The 13273-nt window shown below is 64.9% G+C and carries 14 protein-coding genes; 5 read left to right on the forward strand and 9 right to left on the reverse strand.

Going from position 1 to position 13273, the window contains the following annotated elements:
- Nucleotides 1–142 precede the first annotated feature (142 nt).
- Nucleotides 143–928 (forward strand): SDR family oxidoreductase, encoded by a 786-nt coding sequence (locus tag Q0D31_RS02895; protein ID WP_291844464.1) that lies wholly within the window; start codon nucleotides 143–145, stop codon nucleotides 926–928.
- Between the two features lie 17 nt (nucleotides 929–945).
- On the opposite strand, the gene Q0D31_RS02900 is transcribed toward Q0D31_RS02895, so the two are convergent.
- The 3 genes from Q0D31_RS02900 to Q0D31_RS02910 form a co-directional block, all read right to left on the reverse strand.
- Nucleotides 946–1896 carry a DMT family transporter gene (locus Q0D31_RS02900; protein ID WP_291844467.1) on the reverse strand — a complete coding sequence of 317 codons (951 nt, stop codon included), beginning with the start codon at nucleotides 1894–1896 and terminating at the stop codon, nucleotides 946–948.
- A complete protein-coding gene (locus Q0D31_RS02905; protein WP_291844470.1) occupies nucleotides 1863–2921 on the reverse strand; it encodes a phosphotransferase family protein in 1059 nt (352 codons plus the stop codon). Before Q0D31_RS02905 ends, Q0D31_RS02900 begins: the two co-directional genes overlap by 34 nt.
- 189 nt (nucleotides 2922–3110) lie before the next feature.
- The gene (locus tag Q0D31_RS02910) at nucleotides 3111–4343 is read right to left on the reverse strand and encodes an acyl-CoA dehydrogenase family protein (RefSeq protein WP_291844473.1); all 1233 of its coding nucleotides are present in this window, start codon (nucleotides 4341–4343) and stop codon (nucleotides 3111–3113) included.
- 209 nt (nucleotides 4344–4552) lie between these two features.
- On the opposite strand from Q0D31_RS02910, the gene Q0D31_RS02915 reads away from it, so the two are divergent.
- Entirely contained in the window at nucleotides 4553–5227 is a 675-nt protein-coding gene (locus Q0D31_RS02915; protein ID WP_291844476.1) for a TetR/AcrR family transcriptional regulator, read from the forward strand.
- Nucleotides 5228–5516: 289 nt separating this feature from the next.
- Here Q0D31_RS02915 and Q0D31_RS02920 read toward each other — a convergent pair whose 3' ends face one another.
- Nucleotides 5517–6137: a hypothetical protein gene (locus tag Q0D31_RS02920; RefSeq protein WP_291844480.1), complete on the reverse strand. Its 621-nt coding sequence runs from the start codon at nucleotides 6135–6137 to the stop codon at nucleotides 5517–5519.
- A gap of 238 nt (nucleotides 6138–6375) precedes the next feature.
- Between Q0D31_RS02920 and Q0D31_RS02925 the strand changes: the two genes are divergently transcribed.
- Entirely contained in the window at nucleotides 6376–6582 is a 207-nt protein-coding gene (locus Q0D31_RS02925; RefSeq protein ID WP_291844483.1) for a DUF2188 domain-containing protein, read from the forward strand.
- Between the two features lie 91 nt (nucleotides 6583–6673).
- Nucleotides 6674–7750, forward strand: a complete 1077-nt coding sequence (locus Q0D31_RS02930; RefSeq protein WP_291844485.1) for a flavodoxin family protein — start codon at nucleotides 6674–6676, stop codon at nucleotides 7748–7750.
- Between the two features lie 8 nt (nucleotides 7751–7758).
- Here the strand turns inward: Q0D31_RS02930 and Q0D31_RS02935 are convergent, their stop codons facing one another.
- The 5 genes from Q0D31_RS02935 to rpiA all read right to left on the reverse strand — a co-directional run bounded on the left by Q0D31_RS02935 (nucleotide 7759) and on the right by rpiA (nucleotide 12393).
- Nucleotides 7759–8682, reverse strand: coding sequence for a 2-dehydropantoate 2-reductase (locus Q0D31_RS02935; protein WP_291844488.1), 924 nt, complete (start codon nucleotides 8680–8682; stop codon nucleotides 7759–7761).
- A 128-nt stretch (nucleotides 8683–8810) separates the two neighbouring features.
- Complete coding sequence (locus Q0D31_RS02940) at nucleotides 8811–9668, reverse strand: 3-hydroxybutyryl-CoA dehydrogenase (RefSeq protein ID WP_291844490.1); 858 nt, start codon at nucleotides 9666–9668, stop codon at nucleotides 8811–8813.
- Nucleotides 9669–9694: 26 nt separating this feature from the next.
- Nucleotides 9695–11080 carry a glutathione-disulfide reductase gene (gene gor / locus Q0D31_RS02945; protein WP_291844493.1) on the reverse strand — a complete coding sequence of 462 codons (1386 nt, stop codon included), beginning with the start codon at nucleotides 11078–11080 and terminating at the stop codon, nucleotides 9695–9697.
- A gap of 38 nt (nucleotides 11081–11118) precedes the next feature.
- Complete coding sequence (locus Q0D31_RS02950) at nucleotides 11119–11670, reverse strand: DUF2059 domain-containing protein (protein ID WP_291844496.1); 552 nt, start codon at nucleotides 11668–11670, stop codon at nucleotides 11119–11121.
- Between the two features lie 24 nt (nucleotides 11671–11694).
- The gene (gene rpiA / locus Q0D31_RS02955) at nucleotides 11695–12393 is read right to left on the reverse strand and encodes a ribose-5-phosphate isomerase RpiA (RefSeq protein ID WP_291844499.1); all 699 of its coding nucleotides are present in this window, start codon (nucleotides 12391–12393) and stop codon (nucleotides 11695–11697) included.
- A gap of 151 nt (nucleotides 12394–12544) precedes the next feature.
- Between rpiA and Q0D31_RS02960 the strand changes: the two genes are divergently transcribed.
- Nucleotides 12545–13231, forward strand: coding sequence for an HAD-IA family hydrolase (locus Q0D31_RS02960; protein ID WP_291844502.1), 687 nt, complete (start codon nucleotides 12545–12547; stop codon nucleotides 13229–13231).
- Nucleotides 13232–13273: the final 42 nt, after the last annotated feature.

Genomic DNA, 13273 nt, shown 5'->3' on the forward strand with positions numbered 1-13273 from the left:
CAATACTGTGTGTCCTACGTTAACGCACACCCGGCCTCAAGTGACTTTGATCGCCGGAGTGCTTTGCGCTTGAAATCTTGTTTGAATTCCGCAGGCCGGGGGCGCGGAACCGAAACAAACAATAACAGACAGGGAGACACTCATGGGCCGCCTCGAGGGCAAATCCGTCGTCATCACCGGCGCTGGCAGCGGCATCGGGCGCGCGGCCTCGGTTCTGTTCTCCAGCGAGGGCGCCAAGCTCGTCATCGTCGACCGCGCCGAGGGCGTGAAGGAAACCGCCAGGCTCGTCAGCGACGCCGGCGGTACGGTCGAGGCGGTGGTCGCGGATGCCGGTTCGGAAGCCGACGTGAAGGCCTTCATCGACAAGGCGGTTTCGAAATACGGCAGGCTCGACGCGATCTGGGCCAATGCCGGCGTCAGCGGCGGGCTGGTGCCGCTGGCCGAGCAGACCGTGGAGCAATGGCAGGAGGTGCTGCGCGTCAATCTGATCGGGCCGTTTCTCGCGATCAAGCATTCGATGCCGCACATGATCAGCCAGAAGGCCGGCTCGATCGTCTGCACCGCCTCGGTCGCGGGCCTGAAGGCCGGCGCCAGCGGCCATCCCTATGCGGCGAGCAAGGCCGGCGTCATCAGCCTCGTGCAAACCACCGCCTACTCGCTGTCCGGCACCGGGGTGCGCGTCAATGCGGTCTGCCCCGGCCTGATCGAAACCGGCATGACCAAGCCGATCTTCGACAATGCCAGGCAGCGCGGCACCGACGGCAAGATCGGCCAACTCAATCCCCTGAAGCGGGCCGGCCAGCCGCACGAACTCGCGGCGATGGGCCTGTTTCTGGCCAGCGACGACGCCTCCTATGTCAACGGCCAGGCGATCCCGGTCGATGGCGGCCTCACCGCCTCGATGCCCTATACCGGCAAGCCGGCCTGACTTTCGCCGGATCATGGTCAAAGTCCGTCGGGCGGCATGCCGGATGATGCCGCCGCCACCGCGCTGCGGCGGATGCGCTCGCGGTAGAAGGCGTAGAGGCCGGACGCCACGATGATCGCGGCGCCCAGCACCATCATCGCATCAGGCACGTCGCCGAACACGAGATAGCCGAGCAGCATCGCCCACAGCAGCGCGGAGTAGCGGAACGGCGCCACCGCCGAAATGTCGCCGGTGCGCAGCGCCTGGATCAGATACTGGTAGCCGATCAGCACGAGTACCGCGCCCAACGCCAGCAATCCGAGCCCGCCGGTCGAAGGCGGTGACCAGCCGCCGAGCGGAAACAGGATCGCAGCGCCCGCGATCGTGACCGTCACGGTCGTGACCAGCGTAATGAACAGCGACGGGATATGCGACGGGATTCGCTTGGTCGCGAGATCGCGCAGCGCGCTGAAGGCCACCGACACCAGCGCCAGCAGCGCGAACTGGTTGAAGCCTTCCATCCCAGGCCGGACGATGATGAGCACGCCGATGAAGCCCGCCGCGATCGCCGACCAGCGCCGCCAGCCGACCGGCTCGCCCAGGGTCAGCGCGGCCCCCAGCGTCACCGCCAGCGGCAACGCCTGGAAGATGGCCGCGGTATTGGCGAGCGGCAGATGCACAATCGCGGCCAGGAACGTAATCGTTCCGCCGACTTCGCCGAACACCCGCAGCGCCACCGGCTTCATCATCAGGGTGCGCAGCGGGCGCAGCGCGCCCTGGTGCCAGGCGAGCGCCCCGATCAGCACGGTCGCGAACACGCCGCGGACCAGCATGATCTGGCCGAAGTTCATCTCCGATGACATCGCCTTGGTGATGGCGTCGTTGATGGTGAACGCCGCCATCGAGACGGCCATCAAGAGGCTGCCGCGAAGGTTGGGGGAAAGCGCGAGCCAGGTCAGGTCGCGCCGGCCTTCTGCGCATATACCCACGCGGCCTTCGACAGCGGCACGGTGCGCGCTGCCGACTCCAGCGCCTTGGCGTTGGACGCGGTGCCGTCCCGAACCCGCCCGGCGATGCCCTGGGTGATGCCGGCCAGACGAAACATGTTGTAGGCAAAATACCAGTTCAGGTCAGGCACGGCGCTGCCGGTGACCTTGCAATAGATCTGCGCGGCCTCGTCGATATCGGGAATGTTGAGCGCCTTGAGATCGGCATTGGCGAGACCCGGCATGATCCACTGCATCAGCAAATAGGTGAAGTCGGCCATGGGGTCGCCGAGCGTCGACAGCTCCCAGTCCAGCACCGCCTGCACGCGCGGTTCGGTGGCGTGGAAAATCATGTTGTCGAGGCGGTAGTCGCCATGGACGATCGAAACGCGCTTCTGTTCCGGCACGGTTTTCGGCAGCCACTCGGCCGCCTTCTCGAATTCTGGAATATGCTGCGTTTCCGACGCGCGGTACTGCTTGGTCCAGCGATCGACCTGGCGCGCGAAATAATTGCCCGGCTTGCCGAAATCGCCGAGCCCGATCTTGTCGGGCTCGAAGATGTGGAGTTTCGCCAGCGTCTCGATCTTGCTGGTGAATATCTTGCGCCGGTTTTCCGGTGTCTGCGAGGGCAGCGTCGGATCCCAGAACACCCGGCCCTCTTCCATCGACATGATATAGAACGCTGCGCCGATCACGGCGTCGTCGGTGCACAGCGCATAGGCCTTCGCGACCGGAAACCCCTGCTTGCCGAGCGCGGCAATGACGCGGAACTCGCGATCGACCGCATGCGCCGACGGCAACAATTTGCCGAACGGCTTGCGCCGCATCACGTAAGCTCGCGCCGGCGTTTCCAGCTTGTAGGTCGGATTGGACTGGCCGCCCTTGAACTGGCGGACCGTCAACGGCCCCTTGTAGCCCTCGACATGCTCAACCATCCAGCGATCGAGGTTCGCCTCGTTAATGCGATGGCGCTCCTCGACCTCCTTGGTGCCGGAGAACTCTTCGTCTTTCCTGACGCCGTCGGCCACGATGACGCTCCCCTTCGTTTCTTATCCGTCGTTCCGGGGTGGTCCGGAGGACCAGACCCCAGGAGTGCAATTGCACCCCGGGGAACCTCGAGATTCCCCGATGTGCACCGCACATCTGAGGTTCGATGCTGCGCATCGCCCCGGAATGACGGCTGAGAGAGCGCGGCGTTCGCGCCCCCGTTATTTCAGTTACTGCGCAGCGTTTGCATACTTCCGAAGTTCAAGTCTGGCAATGGCGCGGTTATGCACCTCGTCCGGACCGTCCGCCAGCCGCAGCGTGCGCACATGCGCGTAGTCGCTGGCCAGCCCCGCCTCATCGGAGACGCCGGCACCGCCATACGCCTGGATGGCGTTGTCGATGATCTTCAGCGCCATGTTCGGCCCCGCCACCTTGATCATGGCGATCTCGAGCTGCGCGCTCTTGTTGCCGACCTTGTCCATCATGTCGGCGGCCTTCAGGCACAGCAGCCGGTTCATCTCGATGTCGGTCCGGGCTTCGGCAATGCGCTGTTCCCAGATCGAGTGTTCGATGATCTTCTTGCCGAACGCGGTGCGCGACGACAGCCGGCGCACCATCTTCTCCAGCGCCGCCTCGGCCTTGCCGATGGTGCGCATGCAGTGATGGATGCGGCCGGGACCGAGGCGGCCCTGCGCGATCTCGAAGCCCCTGCCCTCGCCGAGCAGGATATTCTCCTTGGGAACGCGCACGTTCTCCAGCAGGACCTGGGCGTGGCCGTGCGGCGCGTCGTCGAATCCGAACACCGGCAGCATCTTCTCGACCTTGATACCGGGGGTGTCGAGCGGAACGATGATCTGGGACTGCGCCTGGTGCCGCGCGGCCTTCGGGTCGGTCTTGCCCATCAGGATCGCGACCTTGCAGCGGGGATCGCCCATCCCCGACGACCACCATTTGCGGCCGTTGATGACGTAATGATCGCCGTCCTTTTCAATGCGGGTCTCGATATTGGTCGCGTCCGAGGAAGCCACCGCCGGCTCGGTCATCAGGAATGCGGAGCGGATTTCGCCGTCCATCAGCGGCCGCAGCCATTTGCGCTTCTGCTCCCTGGAGGCGTAGCGCATGAACACTTCCATGTTGCCGGTATCGGGGGCGGAACAGTTGAACACTTCCGAAGCCCAGCTGATGCGGCCCATTTCCTCTGCGAGCGGCGCGTATTCGAGGTTGGTCAATCCCGCGCCGCGGAATTCGTCGTCCTCATGCGACGACGGCGGCATGAACATGTTCCAGAGGCCCTCGGCCCTGGCCCTCTTCTTGAGGTCTTCGAGGACCGGGATCACCTTCCAGCGCGGTCCCTCGGCGTCCTGCTTCTGGTAGATCGGCACCGCGGGCCGGACATGCGCGCTCATGAACGCCTGCACGCGGTTGAGCCATTCTTTCTGGCGATCTGACATATTGAAGTCCATGGGAGGCTCCTGACCTTCAGCTTCGGGGATCGTTGGGCCGCACTGTCCGCCCGCCCCGGCATTCCCGCAAGGCATTTCGCGGCTGCGAGGCGACGGCGCGTATCGGGCCGAAACGCGACGCTGCCGCCGCGCGAATTGACTTTTCCTGCCCTTCAAACGATAGTTTCATACAACTGTTTGAATTGCAACGCCGCAAGCGGGTTCCTGATATGTCGAGCGATCGGACCAGGTCTGCCATCCTCGCCGCAGCCGAACGGCTTTACGCCGATCGCGGCTTCGGCGACGTCACGCTGCGGGACATCGTCGCGGAGGCCAGCGTGAACCTCGCCGCGGTGAACTATCACTTCGGCTCCAAGGACGAACTTATCGCGGAGTTGTTCGTCACCCGCAGCCTGGCCACCAACCGCGAGCGGCTCAATGAATTGAAAACCGCGGAGGAAACGGGCGGCGGCAGGGCACCGATCGACGCCATCCTGCGCGCCCTGGTGGGACCGACCTTGCGCGGCTGTCTCGGTCCCGACCGCGAAGGATCGACCGCGGCGCGCTTCATGATCCGCGCCTCGATCGAATCGGTGCCGCCGATCCGCCGCATCAAGAACCGCGAGGTCGATCATTTGCGAAAATTCATCGCCGCGATGCGCCGCGCCATGCCCGGCCGCGACGACGTCGATCTGTATTGGGGTCTGCATTTCGCGCTGGCGATGTCGCACCACACCATCCGGGAGAACGAGCGGCTGACAAAACTTTCCGAAGGAAAATGCGACCTCGACGACGTTCAGGGAATCATTGATCGCGTTGTCGCGGTGTCGGTGATGGCGCTGACGGGCGGCGCGACGCAGGCCAGGAAACCCGCCGGCAGGCTGGCGGCGCGGGGAGCGCGCTGACGCGAATGTCGGGGGCCGGCGGCCTCGTGGTTCGGAGCATCGTTGATGATGCGCAGCGTTGACGCGCTCCCTATACGTCGTCATTGCGAGCGCAGCGAAGCAATCCATGCTTACTTCCCTTGCGGCGCGATGGATTGCTTCGCTGCGCTCGCAAAGACGATGGATACAGTTTTGCGATTTCGCAGCGCATTTCGCCCGAGGCTTGCTTTCGTTCAGTGGCCCCCTTTGGCTGGACAGGTTTTACGTGTTTGCCCGTCGCGTTATCTTGGCGCAGTCTTCTCCGGCCGTCCTAGTCCGGATACTCTTCCGAACCCTGAACCCAAAGGAACGACTGCAAGTCGATCATGTCGCGCGGCTTGAGGTCTTGAATGTCGGTTCGCACGCGGCGGACAAACGAGAGGAGATCGCGATACAGCGGCCACGAGGGCCGTGAAGCGTAAGCAAGCTCGACGCCGTAGCGTCGCGCGGCTTCCCTTGTGACGGTCGGCTTGAAGAAAAAATGGGTCCTGGGTTGCGCGATAAAACCAAACACCGTTACCAGCGGCCAGGTCAGCACCCGGGTTTGTCGCTGCGGCAGCGCGGCCACGGTTTCGATCCAGGAAGAGAAGCGCGCTTCCATCGCGCGCGCGCCGTGCAACAGATCGAACAGCCCGCGCGAAAACGCCTCCGCCCCCGCCTCGGACCGGATCGCGTCCCGCAACGCCATCTTCTCGAACGAGAAAAGCAGATTGGTGCGCGACTCGATGCGGCTGGCGAGCGCCGCTATTTCCGCGAAGCGGCCGGAACGGAGCTTTGCCGCAAATTGCGTTTCGCCGAGCCCGTCACGCCAGCGCAGATGCGCCTGCCATTTGTAGTCCCGTTCCAGTTCGACATAATCGTCATCCCTGAATCCGCCCGGAAACCTCCTCACGAATTTGCGGCGTGCGCGCCGGGCTTGGACGAAATTCGCCGGGAGCCTCGTCGTTGTCAGAGCGCCGACGGATCGCCGTCGCGGGGCGCGATCGGGACCTGGCGGCGTGGCCTTGGCGTTTTGTCGAGGCGTGGTCATCACGCCGCAACGTCCTGGTAACGCGGCGGTTCCGCGCACCAGGCGCTGCGGGGAACCGGAATGGGTCGTCTTCGTTTGACAGGGAAACAGGAGAACGCAGATGGGACTTGCATCCTACGAGATCGTCGGCCACGGCGGCGAGTGGCGCGTGCGCCATGACGGCAAGGCCGAGAACGTCTACCAAACCAAGGAGTCGGCCTTCGAAGCCGCAGTCGCCGCCGCTTCGTTGGCGCTCCGGCAAGGTCACGAGGTCAGGCTATCCGCGCCGGGCCACGGTTCGGCGACCGGGGCGGCCAACACCGGCTAGTTCGCAGCGATCAGAGCCCGCCACCCCTGGCGGGAACCTCGTTGGCGCCTGCAGCGTTGGCAACCCCGAAGCTGCAGCACGGGAGCGGTGAATGCCGGCGCCAGACGTTCGGAAAGGGATGCCGCCGGTCGAATTGCCGCGCGAGGAATTCGAGAAGCGCTATCGCAGCCGCTTCGTCGATCCGGCCTTCCAGCCGCTGCAACGCGAACTGGATGCCATCGTCGCAGCGGCGTGGGACGCCTACAGCGGAGGTCGCAAGGCCCCGCTGACCCGCAAGGCCGGTCCCGGGTTCGCTGATCCCGACTATGAAATCTCGGTGGACTGGCTGGCCGCGCGCGACGCGATCATGGAAGCGCAGCGGCGTCATGACGATTCCGCCCTGCCACGCCGCATTCTCATCATCAACGGTTCGGCGCGCAGCGAACATACCTGCCCCGGCGAGATGTCGAAGAGCTGGCGACTGGTCAAGCTGGCGGAGCCGGTGTTCTCCGGAATGGGTTTTGCGATCGATATCCTCGACCTGTCACGCCTGACCTCGGAGTTCGGCCGCCAGATTCACCCCTGCAAATCCTGCATCTCGACCGCGATGCCGCTCTGCCACTGGCCATGCAGCTGCTATCCGAATTATTCGCTCGGGCAGACCGACGACTGGATGAACGATATCTATCCGCTCTGGGTCGCAGCCCACGGCATCCTGATCGTCACGCCGGTGAACTGGTATCACGTCCCGACCGCGCTGAAGGCGATGATGGACCGGCTGGTTTGCGCGGACGGCGGCAACCCCGATCCCACCTCGACGCACGGAAAGCGCGCGAAGGAAGCCAAGGCGCTTGAGCTTAAGGGCTGGCCGTATCCGCGCCACCTCGCCGGGCGTTACTTCGGGCTCGTCGTGCACGGCGACAGCGCCGGCGCGGAGGACCTGCGCCGCTCGCTCTCGGACTGGTTGACCGACATGTCGCTGATCTCGGCCGGCCGAAAGAGCGAAGCCGAAGGCTATATCGGCTACATGGAGCCGTATGCCACCTCGCATCAAGCGCTGGATGAGGACCAGGAATTCGAACAGGAGGTGCTGAATGCAGCCCGCGCACTCGGACAGGCCCTGCAGCTTGCGTTGGCGGGAAAGCTCGAAAATCCCGCCAAGGGCCTTGTCGACCCCAATCCGAAATGAAGTCCCACTCAGGCCGGCGTTCCCATCGCGTAGGGCTTGAGCATCGCATACATCATGGCGTGCGTCGGCGTGGCGACGCCAAGCTGACGGCCGAGGCTCACCACCTTGCCGCTAAGCCAGGGCAGTTCGAGCCGGTTGCCGCGTTCGAGATCGAGCGCCATCGACGCCTTCATCGCCGGCGGCGCGTGGCCGACGAAATCGAGAATCTTCGCCAGCGCGTCGGCCGGCAGGGCGATCCCCCTCGCCCGACCGACATCGATCACTTCCTGGAAGGCGGCGATCATGATCGGGCGCAGGTCGGTATCGTCGCGCAGCCTGCCGATCGGCTGACGCGTCGCCGCCGTGATCCCGGCATTGGTCGCAAGCAGGATGAACTTCATCCAGAGTTCGGTGAGAATCTGATCGCTCAGCGTCGCGTCGAAGCCGGCCTTCAGGCAGAGCGCGAGAAAATCCTCACCGCGCTGGCTGCGCTTGCCATCCAGTTCGCCGAAGATCACGCGCATGAAGGTTCCGACCTGCTGGATGATCCCGGGGGCTGCGATCGACGCGCTGATTTGCGCCACGCCGCCCATGACGGCGTGGCCGCCCAGGATCGGCAGCAGCCGCTCGGCGGCGTCGATGCCGTTCTGCAGCGGAATGACCGCCGTGCTCTTGCCGACCAGCGGCTTGATCGCCGTTCCCGCGCTTTCGACGTCCCACAGCTTGACGCAGAACAGCACGAAATCGACGGTGCCGATATCGGCGGGGTTGTCGGTCGCCTGCGTCGGCACCAGATGGGTGTCGCCGCGCGGGCTGAGGACTTTCAACCCCTCGCGCCTCATGGCGGCCAGATGCGCGCCGCGCGCGATGAAGGTGACGTCGGCGCCCGCCCTGGCCAGCGCCGCGCCAAAACCGCCTCCGACGCCGCCGGCGCCGACAATTGCCACACGCATGGCGTTATTCCTTTGATTGCTGGAACGCGTAGGATGGGTAGAGCGAAGCGAAACCCATCATGCCGCCTCCGCGCAAGTATCGATGGGTTTCGCTTCGCTCTACCCATCCTACGTAATCGCGGGGCGCGCTACGCCGGCTTGCCGTAGCTGTAAAACCCCTGGCCCGACTTGCGGCCGAGATGGCCGGCGGCGACCATTTCCTTCAGCAACGGCGCGGGGCGATATTTCGGGTCGTTGAATCCCTGGTAGAAGACCTCCATCACCGACAGCATGGTGTCGAGCCCGATCATGTCGGCCAGCGCCAGCGGGCCGATCGGGTGGTTGCAGCCGAGCTTCATGCCGGCGTCGAGGTCTTCGGCCGTCGCCAGCCCCTCCTGCAGCGCGAAGATCGCCTCGTTGATCATCGGGCACAGGATGCGGTTGACCGCAAAGCCCGGACTGTTCTTCGCGGTGATGGAGACCTTGCCGATCCGCTTGGCAAAGGCTTCGGCGCTGGCGTGGGTGGCGTCGGAGGTCTGCAGGCCCCGGATCAATTCCAGAAGCGCCATCAGCGGCACCGGGTTGAAGAAATGCATGCCGATAAAACGGTCCGGCCGGTCGGTGGCCGCGGCGAGCTTGGTGATCGAGATCGAGGACGTGTTGGTGGCGAGCAGCGCTTGCGGCCGCAGTTTTGCGCAGAGGTCCTTGAGGATCTTCACCTTCAGGTCCTCATTCTCGGTCGCCGCCTCGATCACGAGATCGCAGGTGGAAAATCCTGCCGTGTCCGTGCTCGTCGTGATCCGCGCCAGCGCGGCCTTCCGATCGGCGTCGGTCATCTTCTGCTTGTTGACCAGCCGCTCCAGGCTGGAGGAGACCACCGAAATGCCGCGGGTGAGCGCGGCATCGGAAACATCCGTCATGACCACGGGCAGACCCGCCGCCGCGCATACTTGCGCGATGCCGTTGCCCATGGTGCCCGCGCCGACGATGCCGATTGATTCAATCATGGTTGGGGTAACTCCGTTGCAGGGCTCTACTCCGCCGCTTCCCTGACATGCCGCGCCGTCGGCGTCCGCATCGTCACCAGTTCCTCGGCCGCGGTCGGATGCAACGCGAAGGTCGCGTCGAAATCGGCCTTGGTCGCCTTCATCTTAACAGCTATCGCGACCGCCTGGACGATTTCGGCGGCGGTGTCGCCGACGATGTGACAGCCGAGAACGCGGTCGCTCGCGCCGTCGACCACGAGCTTCATCAGCACGCGGGTGTCGCGGCCCGACATCGTCGCCTTGATCGGGCGGAAATCGGCCTTGTAGATGTCGACGTGGCTGAATTGCGCGCGGGCCTCGGCTTCGGTCAGGCCGACGGTGCCGACTTCCGGCTGCGAGAATACCGCGGTCGGGATGGTGGCGTGATCGACCTGGACCGGCCGCTTGCCGAACACGGTATCGGCAAAGGCATGGCCCTCGCGGATCGCAACCGGCGTCAGGTTGGTGCGATGGGTGACATCGCCGATCGCGTAGATGTTGTCGACCGAGGTCTTCGACCAGCCATCGACGGCGATACCGCCGTTCGCCGGGTTGATGGCGATGCCGGCCTTCTCGAGCCCGAGATTGGCGACGTTCGGATGCCGGCCGATCGCGAACATCACCTTGTCGGAGGCAATGCTGGAGCCGTTCGACAGATGGGTGGTGAATTCGTCGCCGTGGCGGTGGACCTTGTCGACGGTGCAGCCGGTGAGAATGGTGATGCCCTGCTTCTCCATCTCGGCGCGCACGTGCCTGCGGACGTCCTCGTCGAAGCCGCGCAAAATGTTGTCGCCGCGATAGACCACGGTGACGTCGGAGCCGTAGCCGGCGAAGATGCCAGCGAATTCCAGCGCGATATAGCCGCCACCCTGGATCACGATCCGCTTTGGCAGCTTCGGCAGGTCGAACGCCTCGTTCGAGGAGATGACGTGCTCGATGCCGGGAATCTCGCGCCCGTGGTTGGGCGCCCCGCCGGTCGCGATCAGGATGTACCTGGCCGTCACCTTCTCGCCGGTCAGAAGCCGCAGCGTGTGGGCGTCTTCCAGCACCGCGCGGGTCTTTGCGACGCGCGCGCCGGACTTCTCGACATTGGCGGCATAGATGCCTTCCAGGCGCGCGATTTCCTTGTCCTTGTTGGCGACCAGCGTCGGCCAGTCGAAGGAAAATTGCGGGATGGTCCAGCCGAACCCCCTGGCATCCTCAATCTCGTGGCGGACGTGCGAGCCGAGCACGAACAGCTTCTTCGGCACGCAGCCGCGGATCACGCAGGTGCCGCCCATCCGGTATTCCTCGGCGACCATGACCCTGGCGCCGTGGCCGGCGGCGATGCGCGCGGCGCGAACACCGCCCGAGCCACCGCCGATGACGAAGAGATCGACGTCGAACTCAGCCATTTCACCCCCGCCCGCGTCCGATCCCGGCCGGATCCGGATCAGATCTCCTTGCCGCGCTTCTTCATTTCGGCCCGGAACTGGCCGTTGACCGTTTCCGCGAAGTTCTGCGCCCACTGGTTCATGTAGGACATGCTGAACTGGATGGCGCGGGGCTCGTTCGCCAAGAGCTTCTGGCCCAGCGGCGACTTGTAGAAGTTCACAAGGTCCTTCAGCTCCTGCTCGGTGAACTCGTTGGCATAGACCTGGGCCATGCCGTCGCCGATTTCCTTTTCACGGCCGGCCAGACCCTTGGCAACCAGGACCGCGACCTCGTTGAGATCCTTCTGGTAGTTGAGGTTGCTTTGCAGCAATGCGTTCTTGGTCTGCTCGACGATGTTGGGAACGGCGCTGGCGTACATCGCGCTCGCGTTTTTCATGGTCAGAATTTCCTTGGCGGCGGCGAGCGCCGCGGGCGTCGCCGGCTTCAGCCCCGGAATCGTGGCCGGCGCGGGCGCCGGCGCGCTCTTCTGCTGCGCGTCAGCCGGGACGGCGGCGAGCGCCAGCCCCAGAGACAGGCCAGCCGCCGACAAAATCCTTGAAAGGCGCATCATTCCAGTTCTCCTCATTTACCGGCGTTACCGCCGCTCAACTACGCGAATTCCCTGACCACTTGCCAGGATGGCGATGGTCGCCAGACCAATGAACAAGCCGTGTTCGACGACGCCCGGGATCAGGTTCAGGAGGCCCGCCAGGCGCGGCGCCTCCGCGATGCGTCCAAGATGGGCATCGACAATCCAGTGGCCGCCATCGGTGACAAAAACGTGGCCGTCCCGGCCCTTCCGGAGCACCATTTGCCCGGAAACGCCGCTTTGCGCAAATGCCGCCGCCATCGCCCGCTGCGTTGCGGCCAGTCCGAACGGAATCACCTCCACCGGAAGCGGAAAACGGCCGAGGACATCGACCCATTTGCTGTCGTCGGCAATCACGATCATGCGATCCGAGGCGGCCGCCACGATCTTTTCCCGCAACAGCGCGCCGCCGCCGCCCTTGATCAGATTGAGCGCGGGATCGATCTCGTCGGCGCCGTCCACCGTGAGATCGAGCCGGTCGATCGCATCGAGCGTGGTCAGCGGAATCTTGCAGGCTTCCGCCTGGGCACGGGTCGCCTCCGAGGTCGGCACGCCCACCACTTTCATCCCGCCCGCAACCTTCTCGCCGAGCAGCTCGACGAAATGCTTCGCGGTCGAGCCGGTGCCGAGCCCGAGCTTCATGCCGTCCCGCACCCGCTCCAGCGCCCGCGCCGCCGCCTGCCGCTTCAACTGGTCCATATCCACCTGCTGACGATGCCCCTCAAGCCCCTGGTGAGGCTTCTCTACCCCCGTTTTGGCGTCGGGAACAGTACCACAGGCCAGCGCACGGGGACGATCGTGCAGGTTATAAGCTAACCTACTTGCATGAAGGCGCGCCGGCGGATAGCGAATTCCGATGATCCTTCCCCGCACCGTTGTCTTCGACCTCGACGGCACGCTGGTCGATACCGCGCCCGACCTGATCGCCGCGCTCAATTTCGTGCTTGGCCGCGAGGGCATCGCGCCCTTGCCGCTGCATTCGGCGCGCAACATGATCGGCGCCGGCGCCCGCAAGCTGATCGAGCGCGGGCTCGAGGTGGAAGGCGTCGCAATGGGCGTCGCCGACATCGATCGCTTGATGCGGGATTTCATCGACTACTACGCCGCCCACATCGCCGACGCCTCCCGCCCGTTCGAGGGGCTGGAAGCCGCCCTGGACGATCTCGGGGCGCAGGGTTATCGATTCGCGGTGTGTACCAACAAGCTGGAATGGCTGTCGAAGCGGCTACTGGACCAACTGGGCCTGAGCCGGCGGTTTTCGGCGATCTGTGGCGCCGACACGTTCGGCGTCGCCAAGCCCGATCCGGTCATCCTGCAACAGACCGTGGCGCGGGCGGGCGGGCATATCGCCGCGACCATCATGGTCGGCGACGCCGGGCCCGACATCGGCGTGGCGCGGCGGGCCGGCATTCCCGTGATCGGCGTCGAGTTCGGCTACACCGATGTTCCCATCGCCGACCTCAAGCCGGACCGGCTGATCGGCCATATGCGCGACCTGGCGGACGCCGTGAACAGCCTGGGCCAGGCTGCCGCCCGCCCGTAATGGCCGGTTTCGCCTGGGCAGCGTTTCCGGCCCCGATGTCCC

The sequence above is a fragment of the Bradyrhizobium sp. genome (assembly GCF_022844465.1).
In the GTDB taxonomy this organism is placed as follows: domain Bacteria; phylum Pseudomonadota; class Alphaproteobacteria; order Rhizobiales; family Xanthobacteraceae; genus Bradyrhizobium.

Bases quoted from the DNA above. Each gene is read 5' to 3' on its own strand.
- Q0D31_RS02895 (WP_291844464.1), top strand. From the start codon at position 143: ATGGGCCGCCTCGAGGGCAAATCCGTCGTCATCACCGGCGCTGGCAGC.
- Q0D31_RS02910 (WP_291844473.1), bottom strand. From the start codon at position 4,343: ATGGACTTCAATATGTCAGATCGCCAGAAAGAATGGCTCAACCGCGTG.
- Q0D31_RS02915 (WP_291844476.1), top strand. From the start codon at position 4,553: ATGTCGAGCGATCGGACCAGGTCTGCCATCCTCGCCGCAGCCGAACGG.
- Q0D31_RS02925 (WP_291844483.1), top strand. From the start codon at position 6,376: ATGGGACTTGCATCCTACGAGATCGTCGGCCACGGCGGCGAGTGGCGC.
- Q0D31_RS02930 (WP_291844485.1), top strand. From the start codon at position 6,674: ATGCCGGCGCCAGACGTTCGGAAAGGGATGCCGCCGGTCGAATTGCCG.
- Q0D31_RS02935 (WP_291844488.1), bottom strand. From the start codon at position 8,682: ATGCGTGTGGCAATTGTCGGCGCCGGCGGCGTCGGAGGCGGTTTTGGC.
- Q0D31_RS02940 (WP_291844490.1), bottom strand. From the start codon at position 9,668: ATGATTGAATCAATCGGCATCGTCGGCGCGGGCACCATGGGCAACGGC.
- gor (WP_291844493.1), bottom strand. From the start codon at position 11,080: ATGGCTGAGTTCGACGTCGATCTCTTCGTCATCGGCGGTGGCTCGGGC.
- Q0D31_RS02950 (WP_291844496.1), bottom strand. From the start codon at position 11,670: ATGATGCGCCTTTCAAGGATTTTGTCGGCGGCTGGCCTGTCTCTGGGG.
- Q0D31_RS02960 (WP_291844502.1), top strand. From the start codon at position 12,545: ATGATCCTTCCCCGCACCGTTGTCTTCGACCTCGACGGCACGCTGGTC.